Below are 23,615 nucleotides of genomic sequence, written 5' to 3'. Positions count from 1 at the left end.
GGTACCCGCGCTGAGAGCACGCTACCATCAGGCAGCGTGCTCTCATTTCCACGGCAGTGGTATGTTGCTTTCCTGGCAGGCGTGCGGAAGGTCGGAACTTGTTCAGATCTCCCCTGGTAAAAGAGGGGCGAATCAGCCTGATGCTGGTTGCTCTCTATACGGTCTCAATTAAAGAGAGCTACCCCATCCTCCAAGCCAGCCTATGGCATGATTTCGACATACTCATACACTTCGCAATCGCGTACTTGTTTGCGTACCGCCAGGCTTGCCGTTTCAAACCAGGCTTGCGGATTATGCAGATCGATTTCTTGTCCCATAAAGCGCAGCAGTTCGCAAATCGGCTCCACCACATTGCTGCGATACCTGCTGTCGCCTTTTTCATAGCCCAGGTACAGGTTTTTCATGCAATTGCCCCGGCACCAGGCATAGGCTTCGCATTCCTGGCAGGGCATGGTGGCGGTGTGCTGCAAAGGGCTGTGACGCAAACTATTGTCTTTGACGTCACCCATTTTCATATTCGGTAGATACATCATGTCCGGACAGGGGTAAATCTCCCCATTCGGCATGACATTAAGCAGATGCGTTGAAACGCGACACTGAGTGCGGCCGGCATATAGCTCCTGCGCCCGGTCGGGAAACAGCTTGTTGCGGATGATGCCCATCACCGGAATCAAAGGATAGAGCCGGGTCGGGTCCAAAAAGAAGCGCCCAATAAGCTGGCGAAGCACGGCTTTGCGCTTGTCGATCGAATCACCGGCATACATTTCGTCGGCCACGAATTGCCAATAGAGATAATCGAATGGAGAGTGATCTCCGATGAGCTGGTCCAGCTCATCAAATGTGGTATCGGCATTACCCCAGGTGACGCGGGCGGTGAGGCTGCCACCCAGCTGGTCGCGTACCTTGGCAAGATTGCGCAATACCTGGCGGTAAATGCCACGGCCGCGGTAGCCATCGGTGATGGCTTCACCGCCATCAATGGAAACCAGCACATTGGATAAGCTGGCCAGTGCCCATGCCGGCACGTCGTCCAGCAAGGTGCCGTTGGTTTGCAGCTGATACCGGAAATGGGGGAAACGCTGCATCACCTCCAGTACCAGCTTCATGTTGAGCGTGGGTTCCCCTCCGTAGAAGGTTACATAGACATCTTTGCCGTTCAGATGCGTTTCAATAAAGCTTGCCAGTTGGTCGACGTTATATTCAAGTTCGGTCTGCGAGCCAAGCACATTACCAACGCCCAACGAGCAGTAGGTACATTTGAGATTGCATTTCAGTGTGGTCAATAGTTGCAATTCAACACGTGCGCCGATGATCGGCGGTTCTGCTCCGGCCTTTGGAGGGCAGGAATCGTGAAAGTGCACCGGATAGGTTTGTGACATGACCAAAGACATTGGTGTGCTCCAGGGTGGAAAACCGGCCATATTGCCCTCATGGCATGGTTTGTTCCTTGATGTGCACCAAGTACGAGGTTATTCCCACCGCCCTGGCCTATCGATTGGCGGAGCCTTTCCTGCCGACCTGCTGCGATGGGAAATCCCCAATATCGACCCGCTGGCGTTTGGCGGCAGACTGGTCTGGCCATGTACATGGCAAGTGCAGGTCACGACAATGACAACAGGAGGAGATTCAAGATGAAGGCAAGGAAAATGCTGTGGAAACTGGTTGCCTTGGCTGCCTTGTGCGGCGCATCAAGCCAGGCAGCACTCGCCGCTGATGGTAATGGCTATTACCAGTTGCAATCGACACTGAAACTCAGCACACCGCAACCTAGCTGGGACTATCTGACTTTCGATGCAAGCCGGCAATATCTGTTTATCAATCGCCATGCAGACGGCGTCAGTGTTGTCGATGTCAAACACATGCAAGTGGTGAAATCGAAGATTCCCGGTACCGAACACGCGGGCGATACAGCGCTGGCCACTGCCGAAGGCCTGGGTTTTACCAGTAACGAGGATGGTTCCACCACCCTGTTCAGACTGGCCGACTTTTCCTTGGTTAAGCGCATCAAGTTTGGCAGTAATGCCGACGGCAATGTTTATGACCCGGTCACCCACCGTGTCGCCTTCATGATGGGCGACGACTCCACCGTGCTGATTCTGAATGCACGTGATGGTAGTGAACTGGGGCGGGTAAAAGTGGACGGAGAAAAGCTCGAACGCCCGGTTGCTGATGGCAAAGGCAATATCCTGTTTGCATTGCGCGACAAAAATCGTGTTATTCGCCTGGATATGGCCAAGATGATGGTAAGCGATGAGTGGCCGGTGTCCTGCATTCAGTCCAATAGCGTGGCCATAGACAAGGATCATGAGCGTATCTTCGTCGGCTGTCGCGGTGACAAGCCCGTGCTGCTGGTGCTGGATGGCAAGAATGGCCATCAAGTGGCAACCTTGACGCTTGGACGCGGCGTAGACGAAGTGATTTACGACGCAGATACCAAGCAAGTGTTTGCCAGCAATGGCATCGAGAGCAATCTGGTGGTGTTCGGGCAAAAGGATCCTGATCACTACGAGATGACACAGTCGGTCATGACGCGCCCCAGTGCGCGTACGATGGCAATGGATCCCCAGACCAAGAAACTCTACCTGGTAACGGCCGAAGGGGTGCAGGATCCGGGCAAGAAGGTTAATCGTGCACCTTCTTTTTTCTATCCCAATTTTTATCAGCCAGACAGCTTCGTACTGTTGACCTACGGCGTTGGGAAATAAGCGGCAAAGCGAGCATGTCTGGAATCTGTATATGGCTGCCACGGGCTTCTGTACTACAGAACGGCGGCTCTGACCGAAAACCGACTGCGTCAGCTGTTAGAGCACTCTGCCATCAGGCGGAGTGTTTTCATTTCAGGGTAGTCGTCAAGCACAGCTTGCATAGACTTGCATTCATGACAATTTCTTGATTGTCCCGACTGCCCGGGAATTCGAGGCCCAGAACGATCCACGCTTAGCCAAACTGGTGCTGCGCTTTCAGGTCATTGCACATCCGCATGCCAGCCACACGCTTCGGACCGAGACCTTCGTGTATTGCGCAAATACACGTACAAAAATGCTATTTACGCCTTACTGGCTGGCAATCCGCCTGGCCAGCGGATGGATTCGGCGTCGCACCCTGACATTAATTCAGCAGAAACTCTCCACACCTGCAAGCCAGGGAATTACGCATGAATAGCACGGCAGTGGCCAGGCTACCTCGCGTAGCACTAGCGTACACACACCGGTGTGGCGCCTTACACGCGCGCAGGCGCTGAGAAGAACAGTCCGGGCTATGCATGGCAGGAATAGCTTGAGTTCGGCCAACGCGGTCAGTGACAATGGCCTGTAATAATGACCGGTTTACTCAGCGCTGCGGCCCCCCTCCCTTGGATCTATGACCGAGAAACTCACTCTGCACGGCTAATGCAGAGCCTGTAGATAAGCCGCCAGTGCCTGAATTTCCTTGTCATCCAGTGTTTTGACAATCGCCTGCATCTCTACCGCAGAAGGTCGTTGCGTACTGGCAAATACATGCAATTGTTTTTCCACATAGGCCGCATGTTGGCCCGCCAGTCGCGGTCCGACTTCACTCCCCTCGCCGTTGGGGCCATGGCAGGCCATGCAGGGCGGTGTGCCCTTGGCTTCATTGCCGTTACGGAACAGTTGCGCTCCCTGTGTGGCAAGCCCTGCCTCTACTGCTGCCGTATTTGGCAGGGGTTTCTGGCTGGAGAAATACTCCGCGATGTCGGCAATGGTCTTGTCATCCAGCGTCGCGGCTATTCCCCACATATAGTCATGGGCAGATTCATCACTGCGGCTATGGTTCTTGAGCGCCTGCAGCTGCTTGACGATATAGCCTGCCTGCTGTCCGGCCAGGCGCGGGAACAGGGGCGAGCTGCTATTGCCATCTGCGGTATGGCAATTGGCACACCACTGCCGCGCCAGATCTTCTGCACTACCTGCCGCGATGACTTGCAGGGGAAGCAGGGAAATCATCCCGAACAGCGCAATTTTAGTGATTTTCATGGCCATCGCTCCTAGAAAGCTATCCACGTATAAAGATAGGTCGTGTTATTGTCCCGTGCATTACGCCCATTGCCATCGTAGTTGAGACTAGCTCCCTGGTATTTGGTGTAGCCGGTATATTGCAAGCCAACGCGCCAGTTGGGCTTGATCATGTAGTTCAATTCCAGGATATAACCGGTGGTGTCCGGACTACCGGTATTGCTCCAGGCCGTCCAGTCTGTCGTACCATGCTCGCCAAAATAACCGATGCTCAGCCCGTAGGTGTGCTGATACCAATAGCTTGCCTTGGCGCGAAAACTATTCAGTTTGCTGTTGGCGGTTGCCCGGTCATTGCCGATATGCGAGGCATCCCAGTCGGTACTCTCATGGATATAAGAGAGCTGGGTGGTGAAAATATGCGGATCGGACAAATACTGGTACTGCATGTCAATGCCACGGTCGTGGTAATGGTCGAGCGGTGAATTGATATCGGTGCCATCGGTATGGACTTTGGCATCCATGCCAAATACGCCGACAGCAAGGGAGTGCATGCCCCAATCCAGGTTATAGGCAAAGCGCAAGTACGGATTATTGCCACTAAGACGGTTGCTCAGGTCTACGCCATGGCTGAGGAAGGAGAACGGGCCATCTGCCACGCGATAGCTACCTATTTCGGCATACCAGTTCTTGTTGAGAAAAGCATAGGCGCTGAGTCCGGCTACTTGCTGGGCCAGCCCGCCTTCAATCAGGGTTGCCTGTGGCCCGATGCCCCATACGCTGGCCAGTCGCGATGACTGGTAGGGATAGCCGAATGCCGGGGTGGAGTTCCATACATCCTGCACCGTCGGATTGTTATTCAGTGTCAGACCGTAGATCAAATCCAGGTCGGCCTTGGCAAGATGCCAACTCAGCCGCCAATCATTGTTATCAACCGTGGTTTTGCCATTGAAGGCCGTGCTGCCATCCGCTTGGGTTGTGCTGTTGAGATTGTTGTAAGTCCATTGGGAAAACATGCCTGCGTGGTCACCAAGCTTGCCCGCAATGAACAGGCTGCCGCCTTCCAGCTGCAATTGGTTATTGCGCGGGTAGCTGCTGTCATTGCCCTGCGTATTGGACACCTTGCTGACAGAGGCCACTGCCATCGCGGCAACGGGAAACAGCTGTGTGGTACCTAGCGTATAGCCGGATAATTTGAACAACCGACCGTAAGGCGTCAGTTCGGGGAAGCTGACATGACAGGCGACACACGCTTCGCCTGTTTGCCGTGCATAGCTGGGCAAGGCAAGAGCCTGCTGCTGGAAGATCAACATCAACAAGGGATACAAAACAGACAAGTAGGCGAGGCGGTAGAGTTTTTTCATGTCCAGCTCCCATAATTGTTCTAAGGCGAACTACCTAATGCAAGCCTAAGCCTTATCTGGAAATGCGCATTCGGCGCAGGACATCTATTGATTTGCCGCAAATAAATGGCATGTTAATTGTTGTAAATATCGCATTCTTATTCGGCTTGAACCGGATTTCATCGACCATGCCCTGTCTGGTGTGGCAAGGCATTGATGCAATGCCGGCATGAGCGGCATACAATCCTTCTGCGCAGGACGCGAAGCAGAAAAGCCAGCGGTGCAGCTTCATGAAAATGGACAAGGCCTTGCACTAATGACCGACACGGCCGGTCAGATACGGGTAAGTCGAGATGAAAGCAATGTGATGAGCAGGCGATTTTCGAAAATGACATGGCTGTATTTCGCTGGGGCTCTGATCGCTCTGGCTTTGCTGTATGTCGATCACCCCATGGAGCACCCCGGCCATTATCACGCAAGCCGCCTGGTCCGACTGCTGGCGAAGGTGCTGTAGAGTCTGGCAACCTCAATAACAGAAGCTTGTCATCCCAACTTTCTGAAGATATTGACCCAAGTCCGGCTAAAACTGCCATCCAGCCGCCGTGTATCAAGCGGTAGGTATGCGTAGCTAAAGTGTCGCTTCGAACTGTCTGCGGGAGCTAGGACGATTCATGTCAAATGCAAATGTGCTTAATCCGAATGGAAAAGGCCACTATAAGAGCGGCCTTTTTATCTCAAAGTGGAAAGCTTAGCCTAGAGAAAAACTACGCTTTGCTTGCATTTTCCGTGGCTAGTTTGCGTTTTGCTTGAGCATCCCCGGAATTGGCCTCTTTAGCAGTCTGCGCGGCTGTTTCAGTGGCTTCTTGTAGGGCTTTGGCGGCAGGACTTATCGTAACTTTGTCGACTATGGGCTTGGGCTGGGTACTACTGGTCTTTGTGTCATTATCGGTATCACTTGTAGAAGCAACCGACTTACTGCTGACCGGAGCAACGGATTGTCCCGCTGAAGCGGAAATGGGTGCGATGGACATAAGTTCGCCTCCTAAGAATGACTCATTTTAGAAAAGAAATGTAAAACTTCCGCTGCATTTTGTTTTCGACAGTTTTCTAGAAAACTGGAGCAGTATTTTGAACATTTATCAAATAATGAGAAGACATGCTGAGGATTTTGCTTAAACAGTCGTAACGAACTTTAAGTACAACCCGGCACCGATACAGAATAAAGCTAAGGTGGGTGTAGCCGACCAACTGAGCTTCTTCAGCCTGATCGACGGCAGCTTGGCCAGAACAGTAACAATGCTGTTACGCCAGCCTGACTGCTATCGGTTCGCAGCAGCCTTTTCAGTTTGCTGGATGCGTGACGGGGTTGGCCGCAACCCGGCCTGATCTGGAATGAATGCCGTTATTACCCCCGGAAATGAATGCTTGGCGCCTGACCAGATATGACAGAATGGTGAATCCTGATCGCCTAGCAGAGTGTTCATGTCTCGTACGGAAAGATTGTTTACCCTACTTCAAGCCTTGCGGCACCACCGCTTCCCTGTCACCGGGGCCAGCCTCGCCGATGAGCTTGGGGTCAGTCTGCGAACACTTTACCGTGATATCGCCACTTTGCAGGCACAAGGTGCCAATATTGAGGGTGAACCTGGGCTGGGATATATCTTGCGGCCTGGATTCATGTTGCCGCCCTTGATGTTCACTGCAGAGGAAATTGAAGCGCTGGTACTTGGATCGAACTGGGTAGCCAAACGAACAGACACGCATCTGGGCAGTGCGGCAAAGAATGCACTAGCCAAGATTTCCTCAGTTCTGCCACAAGAATTGCGCCATAACCTGGATAGCAGCTCTCTGATGGTGGGAACAGCTTCACAGGCGGAAACTGATGTAGTCGACTTATCGATAATCCGTCGGGCCATTCGGAGTGAGTACAAACTGCGTATCGACTATTGTGATATGCAGGGCAATGTCACGCAGCGAACAATCTGGCCACTGGCGTTAGGCTATTTCGATCATGTGCGCATGCTGGCTGGGTGGTGTGAAGTGCGTCAGGATTTCCGGCACTTCAGGACAGACCGGATCTCGACACTACTCATTACCCAAGATCACTATCCGCGCAGAAAGCAAGACTTGCTGAAAGAGTGGCGGACATGTGATGCCTACCAGCAGGCCAGCAGCAACAAAATCGGCAAAAACAACTAGGCCCAGATTAACAACAGCATGACTGCTGACAGAAACTGTCAGTAACTGCGAATACGATGGCATCACTTTGATCAACCACTGGAGTGTGCCATGCGTCTTTACTACCATCCTCTTTCTTCTTGTAGCCGCCGGGTGCTTCTCGTGGCACGCCATCTTGGCATACCGCTTGAGCTGATATCGGTTGACCTGTTTCGTGGCGAGCAAAATACGCCACCCTTCTTGAAGCTGAACCCGAATCATCAGGTTCCCGTTCTTGAAGACGACGAATATGTGCTCTGGGAGTCTTACGCCATCATGCAGTACCTGGCCGAGTTGGCGCAGGATCAGTCCCTGCATCCTGAAACAGCACAACAACGTGCAGATGCGAGCCGCTGGATGTTCTGGTGCGGCCAACATCTGATGCCGGCGATCAGCAGCCTTAATTGGGAAAATTCAATCAAGGGGATGGCAGGCCTAGGGCTCGCCATCCAGACTGAAGTGGCGCGCGCTGAAGCGATGTTTGTCGAGGCTTGCCAGGTTCTCGACACACATCTTGTCGGGCGGGAATGGATTAGTGGTAGCCGACTGTCTCTTGCTGATCTTGCTATTGCAGCACCGCTGGGCGATTGGCATCGTGCCAAGCTTCCACTCATGCAATTTAGCCAAATTGGGCGATGGTTCCAGCAGATTCAGGCACTGGATTGCTGGCAGGAAACGGAGCAAGCCCCGAGCTGACAGGCAGACTGATTCAGACAAGGTGTTGCCGGATTCACAATGTCAACCTGGCTCCGTAAAGCAGTAACTACCATAGCGGTGCGAGTACCTGGCCAGCGGCAGATCGGCCCAAGCCGTCATCTATCCCATCTGGAATGACCGACTGCTCGTAGTTATTAACCTGGGTGTACTTTGCCAGGCAGGTGCATTTCCCCGCGCGTGGCTCTTTGCTGGATCCACATCACCTCGTCTGCCAACGTTTCTGCCATGGGTCTGAAGCCCAGACCGAAGCGCCTCCTGATTTTGTCCGCCGAGAATTTTCTTCCGTAGTCGTTCGCTATATTGTTTACCGTAGCCAGGCTGAGTAATACCGGCCTACCCGTCAGCCGTGCATAAACCTCCTGCAAAAAAGCGATGACATACAACATGGTGCGCGGCAGTTTACGGCGCGGGGCGGGTACGCTGCTGACCGACTCCATCGCCTGCAAAAGACTGGCCATGCTGACTGGATGGCCGGCGGCCAGATAGCGCTCGCCCCGCTCCCCCATTTTACTGGCTGCCAAAGCGACTTGCGCCACATCGCGGGCATCCACCACGGAGAAAGCCGCATCGACCACACCCGGAATTTTCTGCTGCAGGTAATCCGCTACGAACTGCCCGGCCGAAGTGGGGCCAAGATCGCCCGGGCCATGCATCCAGCCGGGCAAGACAAGGGAAATGTGCATATCCGGGTGACTATCGAGAAAAGTGAATATCACCTCGTCAGTTTCAATCTTGCTGCGGTAATAGTCATCCGGTGCCTCTGCGATGGGTAGCACCATGCTCTCGTCGGTCAATCCAGAATCATTGCGGCCCAATACTGCAATGGAGCTGATATGGACCATGCGTCGAATGCCAGCTGCGTATGCCTCGTCAAGCAGGTTTTGCGTGCCCTCGACATTGGTCTTGCGCAGGGCGGCCAGATGGCGGCCACCTTTGTAGCTTTCACGAAAGTAAGCCGCGGTATGAAACATGACATCGCAGCCCTGCAATGCTGCGGCAAACCCCTCGACACGCGTGAGATCGCCCGGCACCACCTCCAAACGGTTGCCTATCAGCTCCCCGAACTGCTCCTTGGCTTTCAGTTTTGACCTGGCTAAAGCCTTGACCCGATAGCCTTTCGTTAGCAGTAAACGAACAAGATTGTTACCTAGCAACCCGGTAGCACCCGTGACAAATGCGATTTTTTCTTGCGTCATGTTTTTCCCTGATCGTCAGCCCATGAGGGGCACTTCGAAAGCCAGCCAAGGCTGTTGAAAAGGGCACTGTAAACATTGGTGTATAGTCCAGGGTCAAGACTAAATTTATCGGGAGAGTTCGATCGTGCGAATCGGAGAATTGGCCGAGCAGACGGGGATGACTCGTGATGCTATTCGTTTCTACGAGCGGATAGGCCTTATCAGGCCCGAACGCGGACCAGAAGGCCGCCACGGCTACCGTCGTTACAATGCGTCATCTGTTCGACGCTTGGGCCTGATCAAGCAGGCCAAGGCTTTGGGGTTTTCACTGGGAGAAATCCAAGAGTTGCTGGACGCATGGGCCAATCACAGCTTCAGACCGGACCAGAAGCGCGCCATTCTTGCCGACAAGATTGGTGTGGTCGATCGAAAGATCCTGGAACTGCAAGAGCTTTCAAGCGAACTCAAATTGGCTCTGGCCGGCATTCGTGACGAGTGTCAATCAACAGGCATAGTGGTCGTTAAAGATATAACAGCCACCGCTCCCATCACCGGACAGTGAGAGCACTTAGTTTTGTAGCCCAACAAGGAGCGTGTCCGACATTCTGTGTAAACCGGCCGTTGCCTAGCAAGCCTCGGAAGGACCGCTTAGGCCGAACTACCGCCGACCAAGCGGATGTATCGTAAGTGAGCGACCAATTTTACAAATCGACCAATTTGAGCCACCCCAGCCATTCAGGTTTAGCTGGAACAGGTATCCAATATTTGATGGAAAACCTGTCCTGGTTGCTCCGGAATACGCGCTTATTGGTTCTGGCTTACCAGAAATTCAGCCCACCATTTCATCATCTTGATTCTCTCCTCCATGTACTCTGCTCGGTTGTAAGCAGCACGCACCTTGTTAGTCTCAACGTGTGATAGCTGACGTTCGATCGCGTCCGGGTTGAAGCCTTCTTCGTTCAGGATGGTCGATGCTGTCGCTCTGAAACCGTGTACATCGGCCTTTCCCTTGTAGCCCATGCTGTGCAGGGCTCTACGTAGGGTTTCTAGCGACATCGGGCGGCGTGGGTCGTTACGGTTGGGGAAAATATGCTCAGGTCCACCACTGATCACTTCTATGCTGCGTAGTACTGCTAAAGCTCGGCTAGATAGTGGGACCAAGTGCGGTGGAGCGGTGTTCTTGAATTTCTCCTGCAGCTTGCGGTGCTCTGGTGGAATGGTCCACAGGGCTTTATCAAAGTCGATCTCTTCCCACCTGGCCGGTGATAGTTCACCCACCCGGGTGAAGGTGAGTAGGGCCAGTTCCATCATCAGGGCAGTCTGCTTGTTGCCATCGTAGCTGGCCAAGCGCTTGAGAAAGTCTGGTAGGTCGTCCTGATGCAAGGCCTTGCGCGGTGTGGATTGCTAGGTACGCAAGGACTTGGAGATTGGTGGACCGTTAGCGTAGCTGGTTGTCACTGCCACAACACATTCTTCGAAAGAAAATTTGAAGAAACTAGTAACGGCTACGCAAAAGAGAGAGCAAGGGGAATTTCAGGGATAAGGGCTGGGCTGCAGATCGAGAAATACTAGGAGTCCCCCAGGAAGTCCCCTAGAGGTATTTTGAGTGTGGCAGCGTGGAGTTATATTGCGGTAACTTGTTGATTTTATTGGCGCACCCGACAGGGATCGAACCTGTGACCTTCAGCTTCGGAAACTGACACTCTATCCAACTGAGCTACGGGTGCGCTGTGATGTTGCTGCAAAGCAGGGCGGATCATAGCGCAAAGGGCATGTCCGAGTCCAGTGTATGGTTTTTGCCTTGCTTCGCGGCTTACCGTATAATCCCACTCCATCTTAATTGTCATTTTTTTCAGGCGAGGCTCGAATGAGTAATGAGAACGGAATGGCTCCCGGTCAGGTTATCAAGGTCCTGGTTGGCGTCGTTGTTGGTCTGGTAGTGGCAATCTGGTTGCTGGCCAAGCTGGCTACCGGTGGTTACAACGTTGATGCCGAGGTCATGACCAAGGAGGCTGTTGCCGCTCGTCTGAAACCGGTAGGCGAAGCCAAGGTCAGCGATGCACCTCCGGGCATGCGTACCGGCGAGCAGGTGTTCAAGGCCATTTGTATTTCCTGTCACGGTCAGGGCCTGGCTGGTTCGCCCAAGTTTGGTGATGCCGGTGCCTGGGGCCCGCGTATTGCCAAGGGTTGGGATGTGCTGACCCAGCATGCGCTGCAAGGCTTTAATGCAATGCCGGCCAAGGGTGGCGCTGCTGACCTGACCGACGATGAAGTAAAACGTGCCGTTGCCTACATGGGTAATGCAGGTGGTGCCAAGTTTACCGAACCGCCGGTTGGTGGTGCTGCTGCAGCTGGTGCTCCGGCTGACCCGGCCGTGGTCGGCAAGAAGATTTACGAAAGCGTTTGCGTGGCTTGCCATGGCAGTGGTGCTGCCGGTGCTCCGAAGTTTGGCGACAAGGCTGCCTGGGCTGAGCGTACCAAGGTGGGTCTGGACGAAGTGGTGAAGATTGCCACCAAGGGCCTGAACGCCATGCCGCCCAAGGGTGGTTTCGGTGGTAGCGATACGGAATTCCGTGCAGCTGTCGAATACATGGTGAATAACGCCAAATAAGCAGAACACTCTGCCAATGAAAAACGCGCTGCTTGCAGCGCGTTTTTTTATGTCTGGATGACAAGAGAGAGTCAGCTATCTGCCGGCTTGGTTTTTTCCGCCAGCATGGCCGAAAGGCTGGCCAGCCGCGATTTGCCTTCGCTCTTGCTGACAATGGGTTCGGCACCGGGGCGGCCAAAGTGGCGCAGGTCGCTGCCGTCTATTTCGGCAATGAAGCGTGATGGTTCGACAAACTGCCATTCGCCCGCACGGCGGCGTTTCACGCAGTAGGAGAGGGTGAGCATGCGCTGGGCGCGGGTGATGCCCACGTACATCAGGCGCCGTTCTTCTTCCACCATGCCGTTATCCACCGATTCGCTGTGCGGCAGAATGCCTTCTTCAGTTCCCACCAGGAAGACATAGGGATACTCCAGCCCCTTGGATGCGTGCAGGGTGGACATTTTCACTGCATCCACTTCGCCTTCGTCGCGGCCTTCCAGCATGGTGATCAGGGCGATGGTCTGCGACAGCTCGATCAGGTTCTTGCCATCGGCCTCGCCCTTCTTGGCCAGCCAGGCCACCAGCTCCAGCACGTTTTTCCATTTGGTTTCGGCAATGCGCGGGCTGTCCTCGCTGTCATACAGCCAGGCTTCATAGCCGATGGCCTTGACCAGCTCCATGGCCAGTTCGCCAGCCGGTTCCCGGATGACACGGTATTGCAGGCGGTTGATGAAGTCGCAGAACTGACTGAGCGGTTCCAGCTGGGTATTTTGCACTTGTACCCGGAAACCCGGTTCGAAGGCGCTGGCAAACAGGCTTTTGCCGCACTGACCGGCCCAGCCGCCCAGTTTTTCCAGTGTCCCGGCTCCTACGCCACGTTTGGGCGTGGTAACGGCGCGGATGAAGGCAGGGTCGTCATCCGGGTTGGTCAGCAGGCGCAGGTAGGCCAGCACGTCCTTGATTTCCGGCTTGTCGAAGAAGCTTTGCCCGCCGGCCATCTGGTAGGGGATGCGCTGGTTGCGCAGGGCCTGTTCGAAAATGCGGGCCTGGTAGTTTCCCCGGTACAGGATGGCGTAGTCCTTGAACTCGGTACGGTATTCAAACTTGTGCGCAAGCAAGCGTTGCACCACTAGTTCGGCCTCGTGTTCTTCGTCCTTGCATTGCACCACGTGGATGGGCTCGCCCAGGCCCAGTTCGCTCCATAGCTGTTTCTCGAACAGCTTGGGATTATTGGAAATTACCGAGTTGGCCGCCCGCAGGATACGCGCGGTGGAGCGGTAGTTCTGCTCCAGCTTGATGATGCGTAGCTGCGGGTAGTCCTGTTGCAGCAGACGCAGGTTTTCCATATTGGCACCGCGCCAGGCGTAGATGGACTGGTCGTCATCGCCCACGGCGGTGAACTGGCCGCGTACCCCGGCAAGCAGCTTCACCATCTGGTACTGGCAGGTGTTGGTATCCTGATATTCGTCGATCAGCAGGTAATGCAGCTTGCCTTGCCACTTGAGCAGCACTTCCGGGTGGGTCTTGAACAGCTGTACCGGCAGGCGGATGAGATCGTCAAAATCCACCGCCTGATACGCCGTCAGCGTGTCCTGATAGGCCAGATAGGTGCGGGCGCAGATGCTTTCCCATTCGCCTTCTGCTTCCACCAGCATCTGGTCCGGGCCTTTCAGGTCGTTTTTCCATAGCGATATCTGGCTTTGTACCTTGCGCACTTCGTCCTTGTGCGTGCTTTTCAGAATGTCGGCGATGATCTTGCCGGCATCAAAGGCATCCAGAATGGAAAACTGTGGCTTGTAGCCGAGATGAGTGGCTTCCTGGCGCAGTATCTGCATGCCCAGCGAGTGGAAGGTGGACACGGTAATGCCGCGGATTTCCTGGGCGGTGAGCAGCTTGCCTACCCGTTCCAGCATTTCGCGCGCGGCCTTGTTGGTAAAGGTGATGGCAGCGATATGCCGTGCCGGGATATTGCCGTGGCGGATCAGGTGGGTGATCTTGTAGGTAATCACCCGCGTTTTGCCGGAGCCTGCACCGGCCAGTACCAGCAAGGGACCGTCGAGGTGATGGATTGCTTCGCGTTGCGGCGGATTAAGCTGTGGTGCGGCCATGGGTGGAATTCCGGCAATGAAGGCAGACGCTGGCAGAAACGCTCAGCAGCGTTGCATGGTGGTAACCAAGGTGCTGCATTGTAGCATGCGGTATCATGTGGCTCCCGGCGGCTGGCCCCGGCTTGGCCTGTCGCACTGTCCGAGGTGAAGATGGCAACATACGCAATTGGCGACATTCAGGGCTGTTTCGGCCCATTTCAGCAACTGCTGCGGCAGATCGAGTTCAATCCCGGCAAGGACACATTGTGGTTGACCGGCGACCTGGTCAATCGTGGGCCGGAATCCTTGCAGGTGCTGCGCTGGGTATTCCAGCAGCAGGACCGGGTGCAGATTGTATTGGGCAACCACGACCTGCACTTGCTGGCAGTGTCAGAAGGCTTTGGCAAGCTGCACCGCAGCGATACGGTGGAAGACATTCTCAATGCGGCGGATGGCAAGGTATTGCTGGACTGGCTGCGCTGTCAGCCCTTGATGATTGCCGAGCAGGGCTATGCCATGGTGCATGCCGGCCTGTTGCCGGAGTGGAGCATTGACCGGGCACTGCGTCTGGCCGAAGAGGTGGAAGATGGCCTGTCCGGCCCTTACTACCGCGAATTCCTGTCCCGGCTGTATGGCAACAAGCCAGTTCGCTGGTCGGATGAACTCAAGGGGGCCGAGCGCCTGCGCGTCATCGTCAACGCCATGACCCGCATGCGCTTCATTACCCGTGATGGAGAAATCGACCTCGCCTACAAGGGTGAGCGTGACGGTGCACCGGCCAACCTGATTCCCTGGTTCGAGGCCAAGGGGCGGCGCAGCAGCCATACCCCCATCATCTGCGGTCACTGGTCGGCGCTGGGCTTGCACCTGACCGAGGACGTTCTCGCCATCGACAGCGGCTGCCTGTGGGGCGGCAGCCTTACTGCACTTCGGCTGGAGGACAGGCAGACGTTTTCGCTGCCGTGCCCGGTGTATCGGGAAGTGGCAGCCTGAGGCCGAGGCAGACTTCGCGGAATGCACGTTCCGACAGGGCGAAGCGCGTGGTCAACTCGCCTTCGCCCGCCTTCATCGGCTGACCGTAGGTGAGGGCAACCTCCATCGCCGGCTGCGCCAGAATCAACTTGATGCTTTGCCAGAAGGTGGTGTCACCGGCATAGGCCGGAGCGGTGGTCAGGCTGCCATCCGGCAGTTGATAACGCATGGACACCGGCTGAACCGTGCTGCGCGAAGGCAGGGCGGCTTCAAACAGCGATGCCTTGAACGGCAGGATGCCACGGCCATCCGAAGTGGTTGCCTCGGGGAACACTGCCATGCAGCTGCCCTTGCCCAGCGCGTCGGCCAAGAGCTGATTCACTCGGCTGGCATCGCGGCGGTTGCTGCGGTCGATGAACAGTGTGCCGCCTGCATTTACCACCCAGCCAATCAGCGGCCAGGAGCGGATTTCACGCTTGGCGACAAAGCGCGAGACCGTACAGCTGCTGAGCACGAAAATGTCCAGCCAGGACACATGATTGGCCACCAGCAGGGTATTGGGCGGATAAAAGCCGGGGTTCACCCCTTCCACCTTGACCGTGATGCCGAGAATCTTCAGCAAATGTCCAGACCAGCGCCGGGTCACCACGGCACGCTCGGCCTGCGCCAGGCGCGGATAGCGGGTGGCAACAATGAAAATGCCCAGGGCAATGTGGCAAACCAGGCGCAGCAAACGGCTGGCGCGGGTGAAATAAGACGTAGAGGCAGTTGACTTCAAGATACGCGGCGCTTCATGTGCGGGTTTGAATGATTTGCCACTCTAGCATGGCTGACACAGCGGGCAATAGTAGGAACTCCGTTGGCCCTGCCGTATCTGATGAATCGGACTGCCACAAGCGCGACACGGCTGCTCTTGCCGGTCGTAGACATAATAGTCCTGCTGGAAGTAACCCGACTTGCCTTCGGTATTCACAAAGTCCCGCAGCGTGCTGCCACCGGCCTCAATGGCCAGTGCCAGTACCCGCTTGATTTGGATTGCCAGCCGCTGGCAATCGGCCAGGCTCAGCGCGCTGGCATCGCGTGCCGGATGGATGCCGGAGTGGAACAGGGATTCATTGGCGTAGATATTGCCCACGCCCACCACCACGTGGTTGTCCATGATGGCCAGCTTGATGGCGCTATTGCGCTTGCGGATGGCCGCATGCAGCACCGCGCCGTCAAACGCGTCGGACAAGGGCTCCGGGCCCAGCCTTTGCAGCAGCGGATGATGTTCCGGCGGGCCGACATGCCATAGCATGGCACCAAAACGGCGTGGGTCGCGGTAGCGCAGCACGTGGCTGCCCAGCTTCAGGTCGATGTGATCATGTTTTTGCGGCGGCGTATCGGCCGGGACATAACGCAAGCTGCCGGACATGCCCAGGTGGATCAGCAAGGTGCCGCTGTCGAAATGTATGAGCAGGTACTTGGCACGACGCGTGACTGCGCGTACTGTCAAACCGGCAAGGAGACTATCCAGCTGTGGTGGCACCGGCCAGCGCAAGCGGGCCTCGCGTACGATGGCACCGTGCAGGGTGGCGCCATCCAGATACGGCGCTACGCCGCGGCGGGTGGTTTCGACTTCCGGCAGTTCGGGCATGCTGCTTTCGCTTTCAGGACAAGATTGACTAGATCAAATAACCGAGCGTGCTATTCTACGCGCTCAACCGGCACAGACTCCATGCGAATGAAACCGCTGAATCGACCCCTTTCCCTGCTGCTGGTGCTGCTGTTGTCAGCCTGCACCAGCCTGAAGACTCCAACCCAGGTCAAAACGGCTGCAGCTGCTGCCGAGCAAAGCGCGGATGAAGACACTACCGCAGTGGCCGAGGACAATTCCAATTTGCCGCGGGTAGAGCTGACCCCGCAAATCGTCTACGGTGTGCTGGCCAGTGAAATTGCGGCCCAGCGCGGTGCTGCCGCCTCGTCAGCGGTGACCTACCTCGATCTGGCCAGGCAAACGCGCGACCCCCGTCTGGCCCAGCGTGCAGCGGAATTCGCCCTGTTTACCGGCCAGCTGAAAGAAGCGGCCAATGCGCTGGAACTGTGGATGACGCTGGACCCGACATCGCAGATTCCGCGCGAGCAGCTGTTCATCACCATGCTGCGTGCCGGCAAGCTGGCGGAAAGCCAGCCATTGGTGGAGGATCTGCTCAAACGTGAACCGCAGCGTGCACGCGATGTATTTGTCCAGCTGGCCCGCCTCACCGCTCGGCAGGACGACAAACAGGCAGCTTATGCTCTGGTGAAGCGGCTGGCCAGCCAGTATCCCGATTTGCCCGAGGCACGCTTTGCCGTGATTGCCGTCGCTGCCGAAGTGAATGATGACGCCACCATTCAGCAGGAATTCGACCGGCTGGCGAAAATCGCCCCCAAGTGGGACTTGCCGGTTGCCTGGCAAACCGACCGCCTGCGCCGCATCCGGCTGGGACAAGCCATCGACTTCTTGCAGCAGGAACTGGCACGACGCCCGGATGCCGGGCTGGAATTGCGCATGGCCTACCCGCGCCTGCTGGTGGGGGCCAAGCGCTTCCCCGAGGCCCGCGTCGCGTTCGAGGCCTTGCTCAAGCAAAACCCGGACAATCCCGACCTGCTCTATGCCACCGGCTTGCTGGCCTATCAGCTGCGCGACCTGGACGTTGCCGACCAACGTCTGAGCGCCGCCCTGCAGCAAAAGCATCCGGAAGTTGATTTCATCCGTTTCAGCCTGGGACAGATTGCCGAAGAGCGGCAGGACAAGGCAGCGGCGCGGCAATGGTATGACACCGTGGCCAGTGGCCAGCAATACCTGCCAGCCCAGGCGCGGCTGGCTGCACTGGATGCCGAGGCCGGCAAGCTGGATCAGGCCCTGCAAAGACTGGCACCGCTGGGGCAGGGCGAGCAGGAAAAAGTGCAAGTGGCCATGCAGCAGGCCGATCTGGCACGGCATGCCAAGCGCTATGACCTGTCCTATCGCATTCTCAGCCAGGCGCTGGAAAACTGGCCGCGTTCCCCCGAATTGCTGTATGACCGCGCTCTGGTATCCGACCAGCTGGGCAATCTGGGCGATGCCGAGCGCGACCTGAAAGCCCTGCTCAAGGAAAAGCCGGACGACACCCAGGCACTCAATGCCTTGGGTTACACCCTCACCAACCGCAGCAACCGTCATCAGGAAGCGCTGGGTTATATCGAGAGGGCGCTCAAGGCCGATCCGGAAAATCCGATGATCCAGGACAGCATGGGTTGGGTACTGTACAAGCTGGGCCGCACCGAAGCCGCGCTCAAGTACCTGCAACGCTCCTACGCTGCGCTGCCGGATAGCGAAGTGGCGGCACATCTGGGGGAAGTCATGTGGAAACTGGGTCGCAAGCAAGAGGCCGTCAGCCTGTGGCAGCAAGCGCTGGGCAAGGACCCGGGTAATGAAGCCCTGCAAGATGCGCTCAAGCGCTTTCATCAGCCATGAAGCAGCGCCTTGCCCTGATGTGGCTGGTCAGCAGCCTGTTGCTGACCGGCTGCGCTACTGAAACCGTTTTCCGTCCTGCCGCCAGCACGAGCAGCACCGCGCGCGATCAGGCCTTCAATGTCAGTGGCCGTATTTCGGTCAATATGGATGGCAAGGGCTCGGTCGGGCAGTTTGACTGGGCGCACCAGCCGGATGCAGACCAACTGTCCGTGAATAGCCCGCTGGGTACCACCGTGGCCAGGCTGCAGCGCAACCCGGCTGGCGTCAGCCTGCAGGCCGATGGCAAAACCTGGCAGGCCACGGATGTCGAATCGCTCACCCAGGACGTGCTGGGCTGGACGCTGCCGCTGGGCAACCTGGTGTGGTGGATACGCGGCCTGCCGGCCCCGGACGCTCCGTACCAGTTCTCTGCCGATGGCAGCCTGGCACAGCAGGGCTGGACCATCCGCTTTGTCAGTGATGCCGACGTACCTTCCCTTTACCCGAAGCGGGTGGACATGCAGCGCGACCGCCTCACCGTCCGCCTGCTGCCGCAAAGCTGGCATTGAAGCCGCGCCCCGATTTCACGTATTTACCGAATCTGCTTTCGTATGAACCAAACATTCCATTCCTATCCGGCCCCGGCCAAACTCAACCTGCTGCTGCATATCGTCGGCAAGCGTGCTGATGGTTATCACCTGCTGGAGACGGTATTCCGCTTCATCGACTTCAGCGACACGGTGGAACTGTCCGTACGCGACGATGGGCAGATCGTGCTGCTCAACCCGATTGATGGCGTTGAGCCAGAGCAGGACCTTACCGTGCGTGCGGCGCGTTTGCTGCAACAAACCAGTGGCGCTACCCAGGGAGCCAGCATTCGTCTGACCAAACGCATCCCGATGGGCGGTGGGCTGGGGGGCGGAAGTTCGGATGCCGCCACTGTTTTGCTGGCGCTGAATCACTTGTGGCAGACAAATCTGTCGCGTGAAAAATTGATGGAACTGGGTTTGCAGCTGGGTGCGGACGTTCCGGTGTTTATTTTCGGCAAGAATGCGCTGGCTACCGGAATTGGTGAAAAACTGAATGAAATCAATCTCAAACCTGCATGGTATGTTGTAATTCATCCCGGGGTACATGTACCAACTGCAGAAATATTTAAGAAATTTGCAGGAAGGGTGTTGACAGAGGAAGGCAGCATCAGCATAATGCGAATCCTCGAAACAACGCAGCAACGACGAAACGAGCTGCAGCAAGTTGTTTCAGGGTTGTACCCGGCGGTGAATGAAGTACTGAGCGAGTTGAAAAAATATGGTTCGCCGCTGATGACTGGTTCTGGAGCATGTGTGTTCCTTGAGTGCCAGTCGAAGGAAGAAGCCGATAAAGTTTATCAGGCAATGTCCGGAAAATATAAGGGATTTGTTGCAGAAGGGCTGAATAGCCACCCCTTGTTGGACATTGTTTAAAAGTTTATTGGGGAGTCGCCAAGTGGTAAGGCACCGGATTTTGATTCCGGCATTCGTAGGTTCGATCCCTACCTCCCCAGCCAAGACTTTCTCTCAATAAGAGAGAGCATGAAAAAAGCGTGTAAGAATCCCTTACACGCTTTTTCTTTATCCTGCTAAGGCAAATGGAATCATGGCGTCATACGACAGTTTGATGGTATTTACCGGGACCGCTAACCCGGAACTCGCTCAAAACGTAGTCAAGCATCTGGATATCTCCCTGGGCCGTGCCGATGTCGGCAAGTTCAGCGATGGCGAAGTTGCTGTCGAACTGCTGGAGAATGTCCGCGGACGCGACGTGTTCATCCTGCAGTCCACCTGTGCTCCCACAAATGACAACCTGATGGAAATCCTGACCATGGCCGATGCGCTCAAGCGTGCTTCTGCCGGCCGGATCACCGCAGCCATTCCGTATTTTGGCTACGCCCGTCAGGACCGTCGTCCGCGTTCCGCCCGTGTGCCGATTTCCGCCAAACTGGTGGCCAACATGCTGACCAGCGCCGGTATCGACCGCGTGCTGACCGTCGACCTGCATGCTGACCAGATCCAGGGCTTCTTCGACATCCCGGTAGACAACGTTTACGCCACCCCGGTCCTGCTCAAGGACATCCGTTCCCAGCGCATCGACGACCTGATCGTCGTCAGCCCGGACGTGGGCGGTGTGGTACGTGCCCGTGCCATGGCCAAGGCACTGAATACCGATCTGGCCATCATCGACAAGCGTCGTCCCAAGGCCAATGTGGCCGAGGTGATGAACATCATTGGTGATGTATCCGGTCGCACCTGTCTGATCGTGGATGACATGATCGACACCGCCAACACCCTGTGCAAGGCCGCTTCTGCGCTGAAAGAGCGCGGTGCCCAGCGCGTACTGGCTTATGCCACCCATGCGATTTTCTCCGGCCAGGCCGTGGATCGCATCAAGAATTCCGACATCGACATGGTCGTTGTCACCGACACCATTCCGTTGACTGCACAGGCCCTGGCCTGCCCGAACATCCGGGTTGCCAGCATCGCCGGCCTGCTGGCCGAGACGCTGCGCCGCATCAACAACGAGGAATCGGTGTCCTACCTCTTCAATGAGGAACTGGTTTCGTCGGGCGCTTGCCTGCCGTAACATCAGGCCCGCTGGTCGCGGCGGGGCTGGTGCCTTTAACTTGAAATACTGGAGTATTACATGTCTTACGAACTGATCGCCGCCAAGCGCGAAGAGATGGGTACTGGTGCGAGCCGCCGCCTGCGTCACGCTGGCAAACTGCCGGCCGTGGTATACGGCAATGGCGCTGCTGAGTCCATCGTTCTGGACCACAACACCATTTTTTACGCACTGAAGGAAGAAGCTTTCCACTCTGCGATCCTGGATCTGGTTATCGACGGCCAGAAGCAAGCTGTCATCCTGCGTGACTTCCAGAACCACCCGTACAAACAGCAAGTTCTGCACATTGATTTCCAACGTGTTGACCTGAGCCAGAAAGTACACGTAAAGATTCAACTGCACTTCGTTAACGCCGACCAATCGGAAGCTGTTAAGCTGCAAGGCGCCAAGATCAGCCACATCATCAATGAAGTGGAAGTGCGCGCTCTGCCGGGCGACCTGCCGAAGTTCATCGAAGTTGACCTGTCCGCCATCAAGTCTGGCGAAGCCGTTCACCTGTCCGACCTGAAACTGCCGGCTGGTGTTGAAATCACCGCTCTGGTACGTGGTGAAGACGCCGCTATCGCTCTGGCCAGCGCCTAAGCACTAGTGTTTGTCTGACAAGGGCTCGTTGTGAGGCTTAGGCCTGCAGCGGGCCTTTTTACTGGAAAATCCGATCATGTCCTCCATTCGCATGATTGTCGGTCTGGGCAACCCCGGGCCGGAATATGAAAGAACCCGTCATAACGCCGGTTTCTGGCTGCTGGACGAGCTGTGCTGGAAATACAAGGGCAACTGGCGGACCGAAGGCAAGTTCCACGGTGACATTGCCCGTGTTGCGATAGAAGGTCAGGATATCTGGCTGCTCAAGCCGATGACCTTCATGAACCTGTCCGGGCAGGCGGTACTGGCACTGGCGCATTTCTACAAGATTCTGCCTGATGAAATCCTGGTGGTGCATGACGAATTGGACCTGCCGCCGGGTACGGCGCGCCTGAAACAGGGCGGTGGCCATGGCGGTCATAACGGCCTGAAAGACATCGCGGCCCGTCTGGGTTCTCCCGCTTTCTGGCGTTTGCGCCTTGGCATCGGTCACCCGGGCGACCGCAACGAAGTGGCGAATTTTGTGCTGAAAAAGCCGCGTGCCGAAGAACAGAGCGCCATCGACGACGCCGTGCTCAAGGCACAGACCTACCTGCCGCTGGCCATTGCCGGCAACATGGCGATGGCCATGAAAGAGCTGCATACTGCAGCCAAGTGATTTCACGGGCCGGACGACATGCCGGCCTGCATCTTAGTGAACCTAATCAAGGAATGCTGACATGAGTCTGAAGTGCGGTATTGTTGGCCTGCCCAATGTTGGCAAGTCCACCCTGTTCAATGCGCTGACCAAGGCCGGTATCGAGGCCGCCAACTATCCTTTCTGCACCATCGAGCCCAATGTGGGCATCGTGGAAGTGCCGGACCCGCGTCTGGCCGAGCTGGCCAAGATCATCAACCCGCAAAAAATCCAGCCGGCCATCGTCGAGTTTGTCGACATTGCTGGTCTGGTGGCAGGTGCCTCCAAGGGCGAAGGCCTGGGTAACCAGTTCCTGGCCAACATTCGCGAAACCGACGCCATCGTCAATGTGGTGCGCTGCTTTGACGACGACAACATCGTGCACGTGGCCGGCAAGGTAGACCCGATTGCCGACATCGAAACCATTGGCACCGAACTGGCGCTGGCCGACCTCTCCTCGGTAGAAAAAGCCATGCAGCGCGAAGGCAAGAAAGCCAAGTCCGGTGACAAGGACGCCCGCGCACTGATCGCCGTACTGGAAAAGCTGGTGCCGCATCTGGACCAGGGCCAGCCGGTGCGCTCGCTGGACCTGTCCGACGAAGAGAAGACCATTCTCAAGCCGCTGTGCCTGCTCACCATCAAGCCGGCCATGTACGTGGCCAATGTGTCGGAAGACGGCTTCAGCAACAACCCCTACCTGGACAAGCTGCAAGCGCTGGGCGAGCGTGAAGGCGCGCCGGTGGTTGCCCTGTGTGCGGCCATCGAAAGCGAAATTGCCGACCTGGACGATGCCGACAAGGCTGAATTCCTGGCCGAAATGGGCCTGGAAGAGCCGGGTCTGGACCGCCTGATCCGCGCCGGTTACAAGCTGCTGGGCCTGCAAACCTACTTCACCGCCGGTGTGAAGGAAGTACGCGCCTGGACCATCCACGTGGGCGACACCGCACCGCAGGCTGCCGGGGTGATCCACACCGACTTCGAACGCGGCTTTATCCGTGCGCAAACCATTGCCTATAACGACTTCATCACCCTGGGTGGCGAAGCCAAGGCCAAGGAAGCCGGCAAGATGCGCTCCGAAGGCAAGGAATACGTGGTACAGGATGGTGACGTGATGAACTTCCTGTTCAACGTCTGATCAGCCTTACCCGCTGCCCAATGAAAAACGCTCCCGGA

Annotated in this window: 24 protein-coding genes and 2 tRNA genes; 16 read left to right on the top strand and 10 right to left on the bottom strand. The window is 56.4% G+C overall.

The genetic code is table 11. From position 1 onward, the window contains the following. Positions 1-200: 200 nt before the first annotated feature. Positions 201-1,391 carry a radical SAM/SPASM domain-containing protein gene (locus JHD62_RS05860; RefSeq protein ID WP_199102141.1) on the bottom strand — a complete coding sequence of 397 codons (1,191 nt, stop codon included), beginning with the start codon at positions 1,389-1,391 and terminating at the stop codon, positions 201-203. A gap of 240 nt (positions 1,392-1,631) precedes the next feature. Between JHD62_RS05860 and JHD62_RS05855 the strand changes: the two genes are divergently transcribed. Both JHD62_RS05855 and JHD62_RS05850 read left to right on the top strand, forming a co-directional pair. After that, entirely contained in the window at positions 1,632-2,705 is a 1,074-nt protein-coding gene (locus tag JHD62_RS05855) for a hypothetical protein (protein WP_199102140.1), read from the top strand. Positions 2,706-2,889: 184 nt separating this feature from the next. After that, a complete protein-coding gene (locus tag JHD62_RS05850; protein WP_199102139.1) occupies positions 2,890-3,162 on the top strand; it encodes a hypothetical protein in 273 nt (90 codons plus the stop codon). A gap of 224 nt (positions 3,163-3,386) precedes the next feature. On the opposite strand, the gene JHD62_RS05845 is transcribed toward JHD62_RS05850, so the two are convergent. Beyond that, entirely contained in the window at positions 3,387-3,992 is a 606-nt protein-coding gene (locus tag JHD62_RS05845; protein WP_199102138.1) for a cytochrome c, read from the bottom strand. 11 nt (positions 3,993-4,003) lie between these two features. Then, positions 4,004-5,332: a hypothetical protein gene (locus JHD62_RS05840; RefSeq protein ID WP_199102137.1), complete on the bottom strand. Its 1,329-nt coding sequence runs from the start codon at positions 5,330-5,332 to the stop codon at positions 4,004-4,006. 208 nt (positions 5,333-5,540) lie between these two features. Between JHD62_RS05840 and JHD62_RS05835 the strand changes: the two genes are divergently transcribed. Next, positions 5,541-5,825 (top strand): hypothetical protein, encoded by a 285-nt coding sequence (locus tag JHD62_RS05835; protein ID WP_199102136.1) that lies wholly within the window; start codon positions 5,541-5,543, stop codon positions 5,823-5,825. A 250-nt stretch (positions 5,826-6,075) separates the two neighbouring features. On the opposite strand, the gene JHD62_RS05830 is transcribed toward JHD62_RS05835, so the two are convergent. Beyond that, positions 6,076-6,342, bottom strand: coding sequence for a hypothetical protein (locus JHD62_RS05830; RefSeq protein WP_199102135.1), 267 nt, complete (start codon positions 6,340-6,342; stop codon positions 6,076-6,078). 451 nt (positions 6,343-6,793) lie between these two features. Here JHD62_RS05830 and JHD62_RS05825 point away from each other — a divergent pair, with 451 nt between their 5' ends. Continuing rightward, positions 6,794-7,510 carry a YafY family protein gene (locus JHD62_RS05825; protein WP_199102134.1) on the top strand — a complete coding sequence of 239 codons (717 nt, stop codon included), beginning with the start codon at positions 6,794-6,796 and terminating at the stop codon, positions 7,508-7,510. Positions 7,511-7,600: 90 nt separating this feature from the next. Continuing rightward, positions 7,601-8,224, top strand: coding sequence for a glutathione S-transferase family protein (locus tag JHD62_RS05820; RefSeq protein WP_199102133.1), 624 nt, complete (start codon positions 7,601-7,603; stop codon positions 8,222-8,224). Positions 8,225-8,379: 155 nt separating this feature from the next. Here JHD62_RS05820 and JHD62_RS05815 read toward each other — a convergent pair whose 3' ends face one another. Beyond that, entirely contained in the window at positions 8,380-9,441 is a 1,062-nt protein-coding gene (locus JHD62_RS05815) for an SDR family oxidoreductase (protein WP_199102132.1), read from the bottom strand. A gap of 124 nt (positions 9,442-9,565) precedes the next feature. On the opposite strand from JHD62_RS05815, the gene JHD62_RS05810 reads away from it, so the two are divergent. Further along, a complete protein-coding gene (locus JHD62_RS05810; RefSeq protein ID WP_370541035.1) occupies positions 9,566-9,982 on the top strand; it encodes a MerR family transcriptional regulator in 417 nt (138 codons plus the stop codon). A 242-nt stretch (positions 9,983-10,224) separates the two neighbouring features. Here JHD62_RS05810 and JHD62_RS05805 read toward each other — a convergent pair whose 3' ends face one another. Further along, positions 10,225-10,803 (bottom strand): site-specific integrase, encoded by a 579-nt coding sequence (locus tag JHD62_RS05805; RefSeq protein WP_199102130.1) that lies wholly within the window; start codon positions 10,801-10,803, stop codon positions 10,225-10,227. A 267-nt stretch (positions 10,804-11,070) separates the two neighbouring features. Beyond that, positions 11,071-11,147 (bottom strand) — tRNA-Arg (locus JHD62_RS05800). 140 nt (positions 11,148-11,287) lie between these two features. Between JHD62_RS05800 and JHD62_RS05795 the strand changes: the two genes are divergently transcribed. After that, entirely contained in the window at positions 11,288-12,031 is a 744-nt protein-coding gene (locus JHD62_RS05795) for a cytochrome c5 family protein (protein WP_199102129.1), read from the top strand. 71 nt (positions 12,032-12,102) lie between these two features. On the opposite strand, the gene JHD62_RS05790 is transcribed toward JHD62_RS05795, so the two are convergent. Continuing rightward, positions 12,103-14,118, bottom strand: coding sequence for a UvrD-helicase domain-containing protein (locus tag JHD62_RS05790; protein WP_199102128.1), 2,016 nt, complete (start codon positions 14,116-14,118; stop codon positions 12,103-12,105). Between the two features lie 150 nt (positions 14,119-14,268). On the opposite strand from JHD62_RS05790, the gene JHD62_RS05785 reads away from it, so the two are divergent. After that, on the top strand, positions 14,269-15,090 hold the full coding sequence (locus JHD62_RS05785; RefSeq protein ID WP_199102127.1) for a symmetrical bis(5'-nucleosyl)-tetraphosphatase: 822 nt from the start codon (positions 14,269-14,271) through the stop codon (positions 15,088-15,090). Here the strand turns inward: JHD62_RS05785 and JHD62_RS05780 are convergent. Both JHD62_RS05780 and mutM read right to left on the bottom strand, forming a co-directional pair. After that, a complete protein-coding gene (locus tag JHD62_RS05780) occupies positions 15,017-15,847 on the bottom strand; it encodes a 1-acyl-sn-glycerol-3-phosphate acyltransferase (protein WP_045846695.1) in 831 nt (276 codons plus the stop codon). The genes JHD62_RS05785 and JHD62_RS05780 overlap by 74 nt on opposite strands. A gap of 42 nt (positions 15,848-15,889) precedes the next feature. Further along, the gene (gene mutM / locus JHD62_RS05775; protein ID WP_199102126.1) at positions 15,890-16,705 is read right to left on the bottom strand and encodes a bifunctional DNA-formamidopyrimidine glycosylase/DNA-(apurinic or apyrimidinic site) lyase; all 816 of its coding nucleotides are present in this window, start codon (positions 16,703-16,705) and stop codon (positions 15,890-15,892) included. An 87-nt stretch (positions 16,706-16,792) separates the two neighbouring features. Between mutM and JHD62_RS05770 the strand changes: the two genes are divergently transcribed. The 8 genes from JHD62_RS05770 (at position 16,793) to ychF (ending at position 23,577) form a co-directional block, all read left to right on the top strand. Beyond that, positions 16,793-18,547 carry a tetratricopeptide repeat protein gene (locus JHD62_RS05770; RefSeq protein ID WP_233160666.1) on the top strand — a complete coding sequence of 585 codons (1,755 nt, stop codon included), beginning with the start codon at positions 16,793-16,795 and terminating at the stop codon, positions 18,545-18,547. Then, positions 18,544-19,095: a lipoprotein insertase outer membrane protein LolB gene (gene lolB / locus JHD62_RS05765; protein ID WP_199102124.1), complete on the top strand. Its 552-nt coding sequence runs from the start codon at positions 18,544-18,546 to the stop codon at positions 19,093-19,095. Before JHD62_RS05770 ends, lolB begins: the two co-directional genes overlap by 4 nt. 42 nt (positions 19,096-19,137) lie before the next feature. After that, a complete protein-coding gene (gene ispE / locus JHD62_RS05760; RefSeq protein ID WP_199102123.1) occupies positions 19,138-19,989 on the top strand; it encodes a 4-(cytidine 5'-diphospho)-2-C-methyl-D-erythritol kinase in 852 nt (283 codons plus the stop codon). A gap of 8 nt (positions 19,990-19,997) precedes the next feature. Next, positions 19,998-20,072, top strand: a tRNA-Gln gene (locus JHD62_RS05755). A gap of 89 nt (positions 20,073-20,161) precedes the next feature. Continuing rightward, positions 20,162-21,145: a ribose-phosphate pyrophosphokinase gene (locus tag JHD62_RS05750; RefSeq protein ID WP_045846690.1), complete on the top strand. Its 984-nt coding sequence runs from the start codon at positions 20,162-20,164 to the stop codon at positions 21,143-21,145. A 60-nt stretch (positions 21,146-21,205) separates the two neighbouring features. Then, the gene (locus JHD62_RS05745; protein WP_199102122.1) at positions 21,206-21,766 is read left to right on the top strand and encodes a 50S ribosomal protein L25/general stress protein Ctc; all 561 of its coding nucleotides are present in this window, start codon (positions 21,206-21,208) and stop codon (positions 21,764-21,766) included. 73 nt (positions 21,767-21,839) lie between these two features. Further along, complete coding sequence (gene pth, locus JHD62_RS05740) at positions 21,840-22,424, top strand: aminoacyl-tRNA hydrolase (RefSeq protein WP_197077171.1); 585 nt, start codon at positions 21,840-21,842, stop codon at positions 22,422-22,424. A gap of 61 nt (positions 22,425-22,485) precedes the next feature. Then, positions 22,486-23,577, top strand: a complete 1,092-nt coding sequence (ychF, locus tag JHD62_RS05735) for a redox-regulated ATPase YchF (protein WP_199102121.1) — start codon at positions 22,486-22,488, stop codon at positions 23,575-23,577. The last annotated feature ends 38 nt before the right edge of the window (positions 23,578-23,615 follow it).

Source organism: Aquitalea sp. ASV11 (assembly GCF_016429185.1).
GTDB lineage: Bacteria > Pseudomonadota > Gammaproteobacteria > Burkholderiales > Chromobacteriaceae > Aquitalea > Aquitalea pelogenes.
This window is presented reverse-complemented; position numbering and strand designations above follow the sequence as displayed.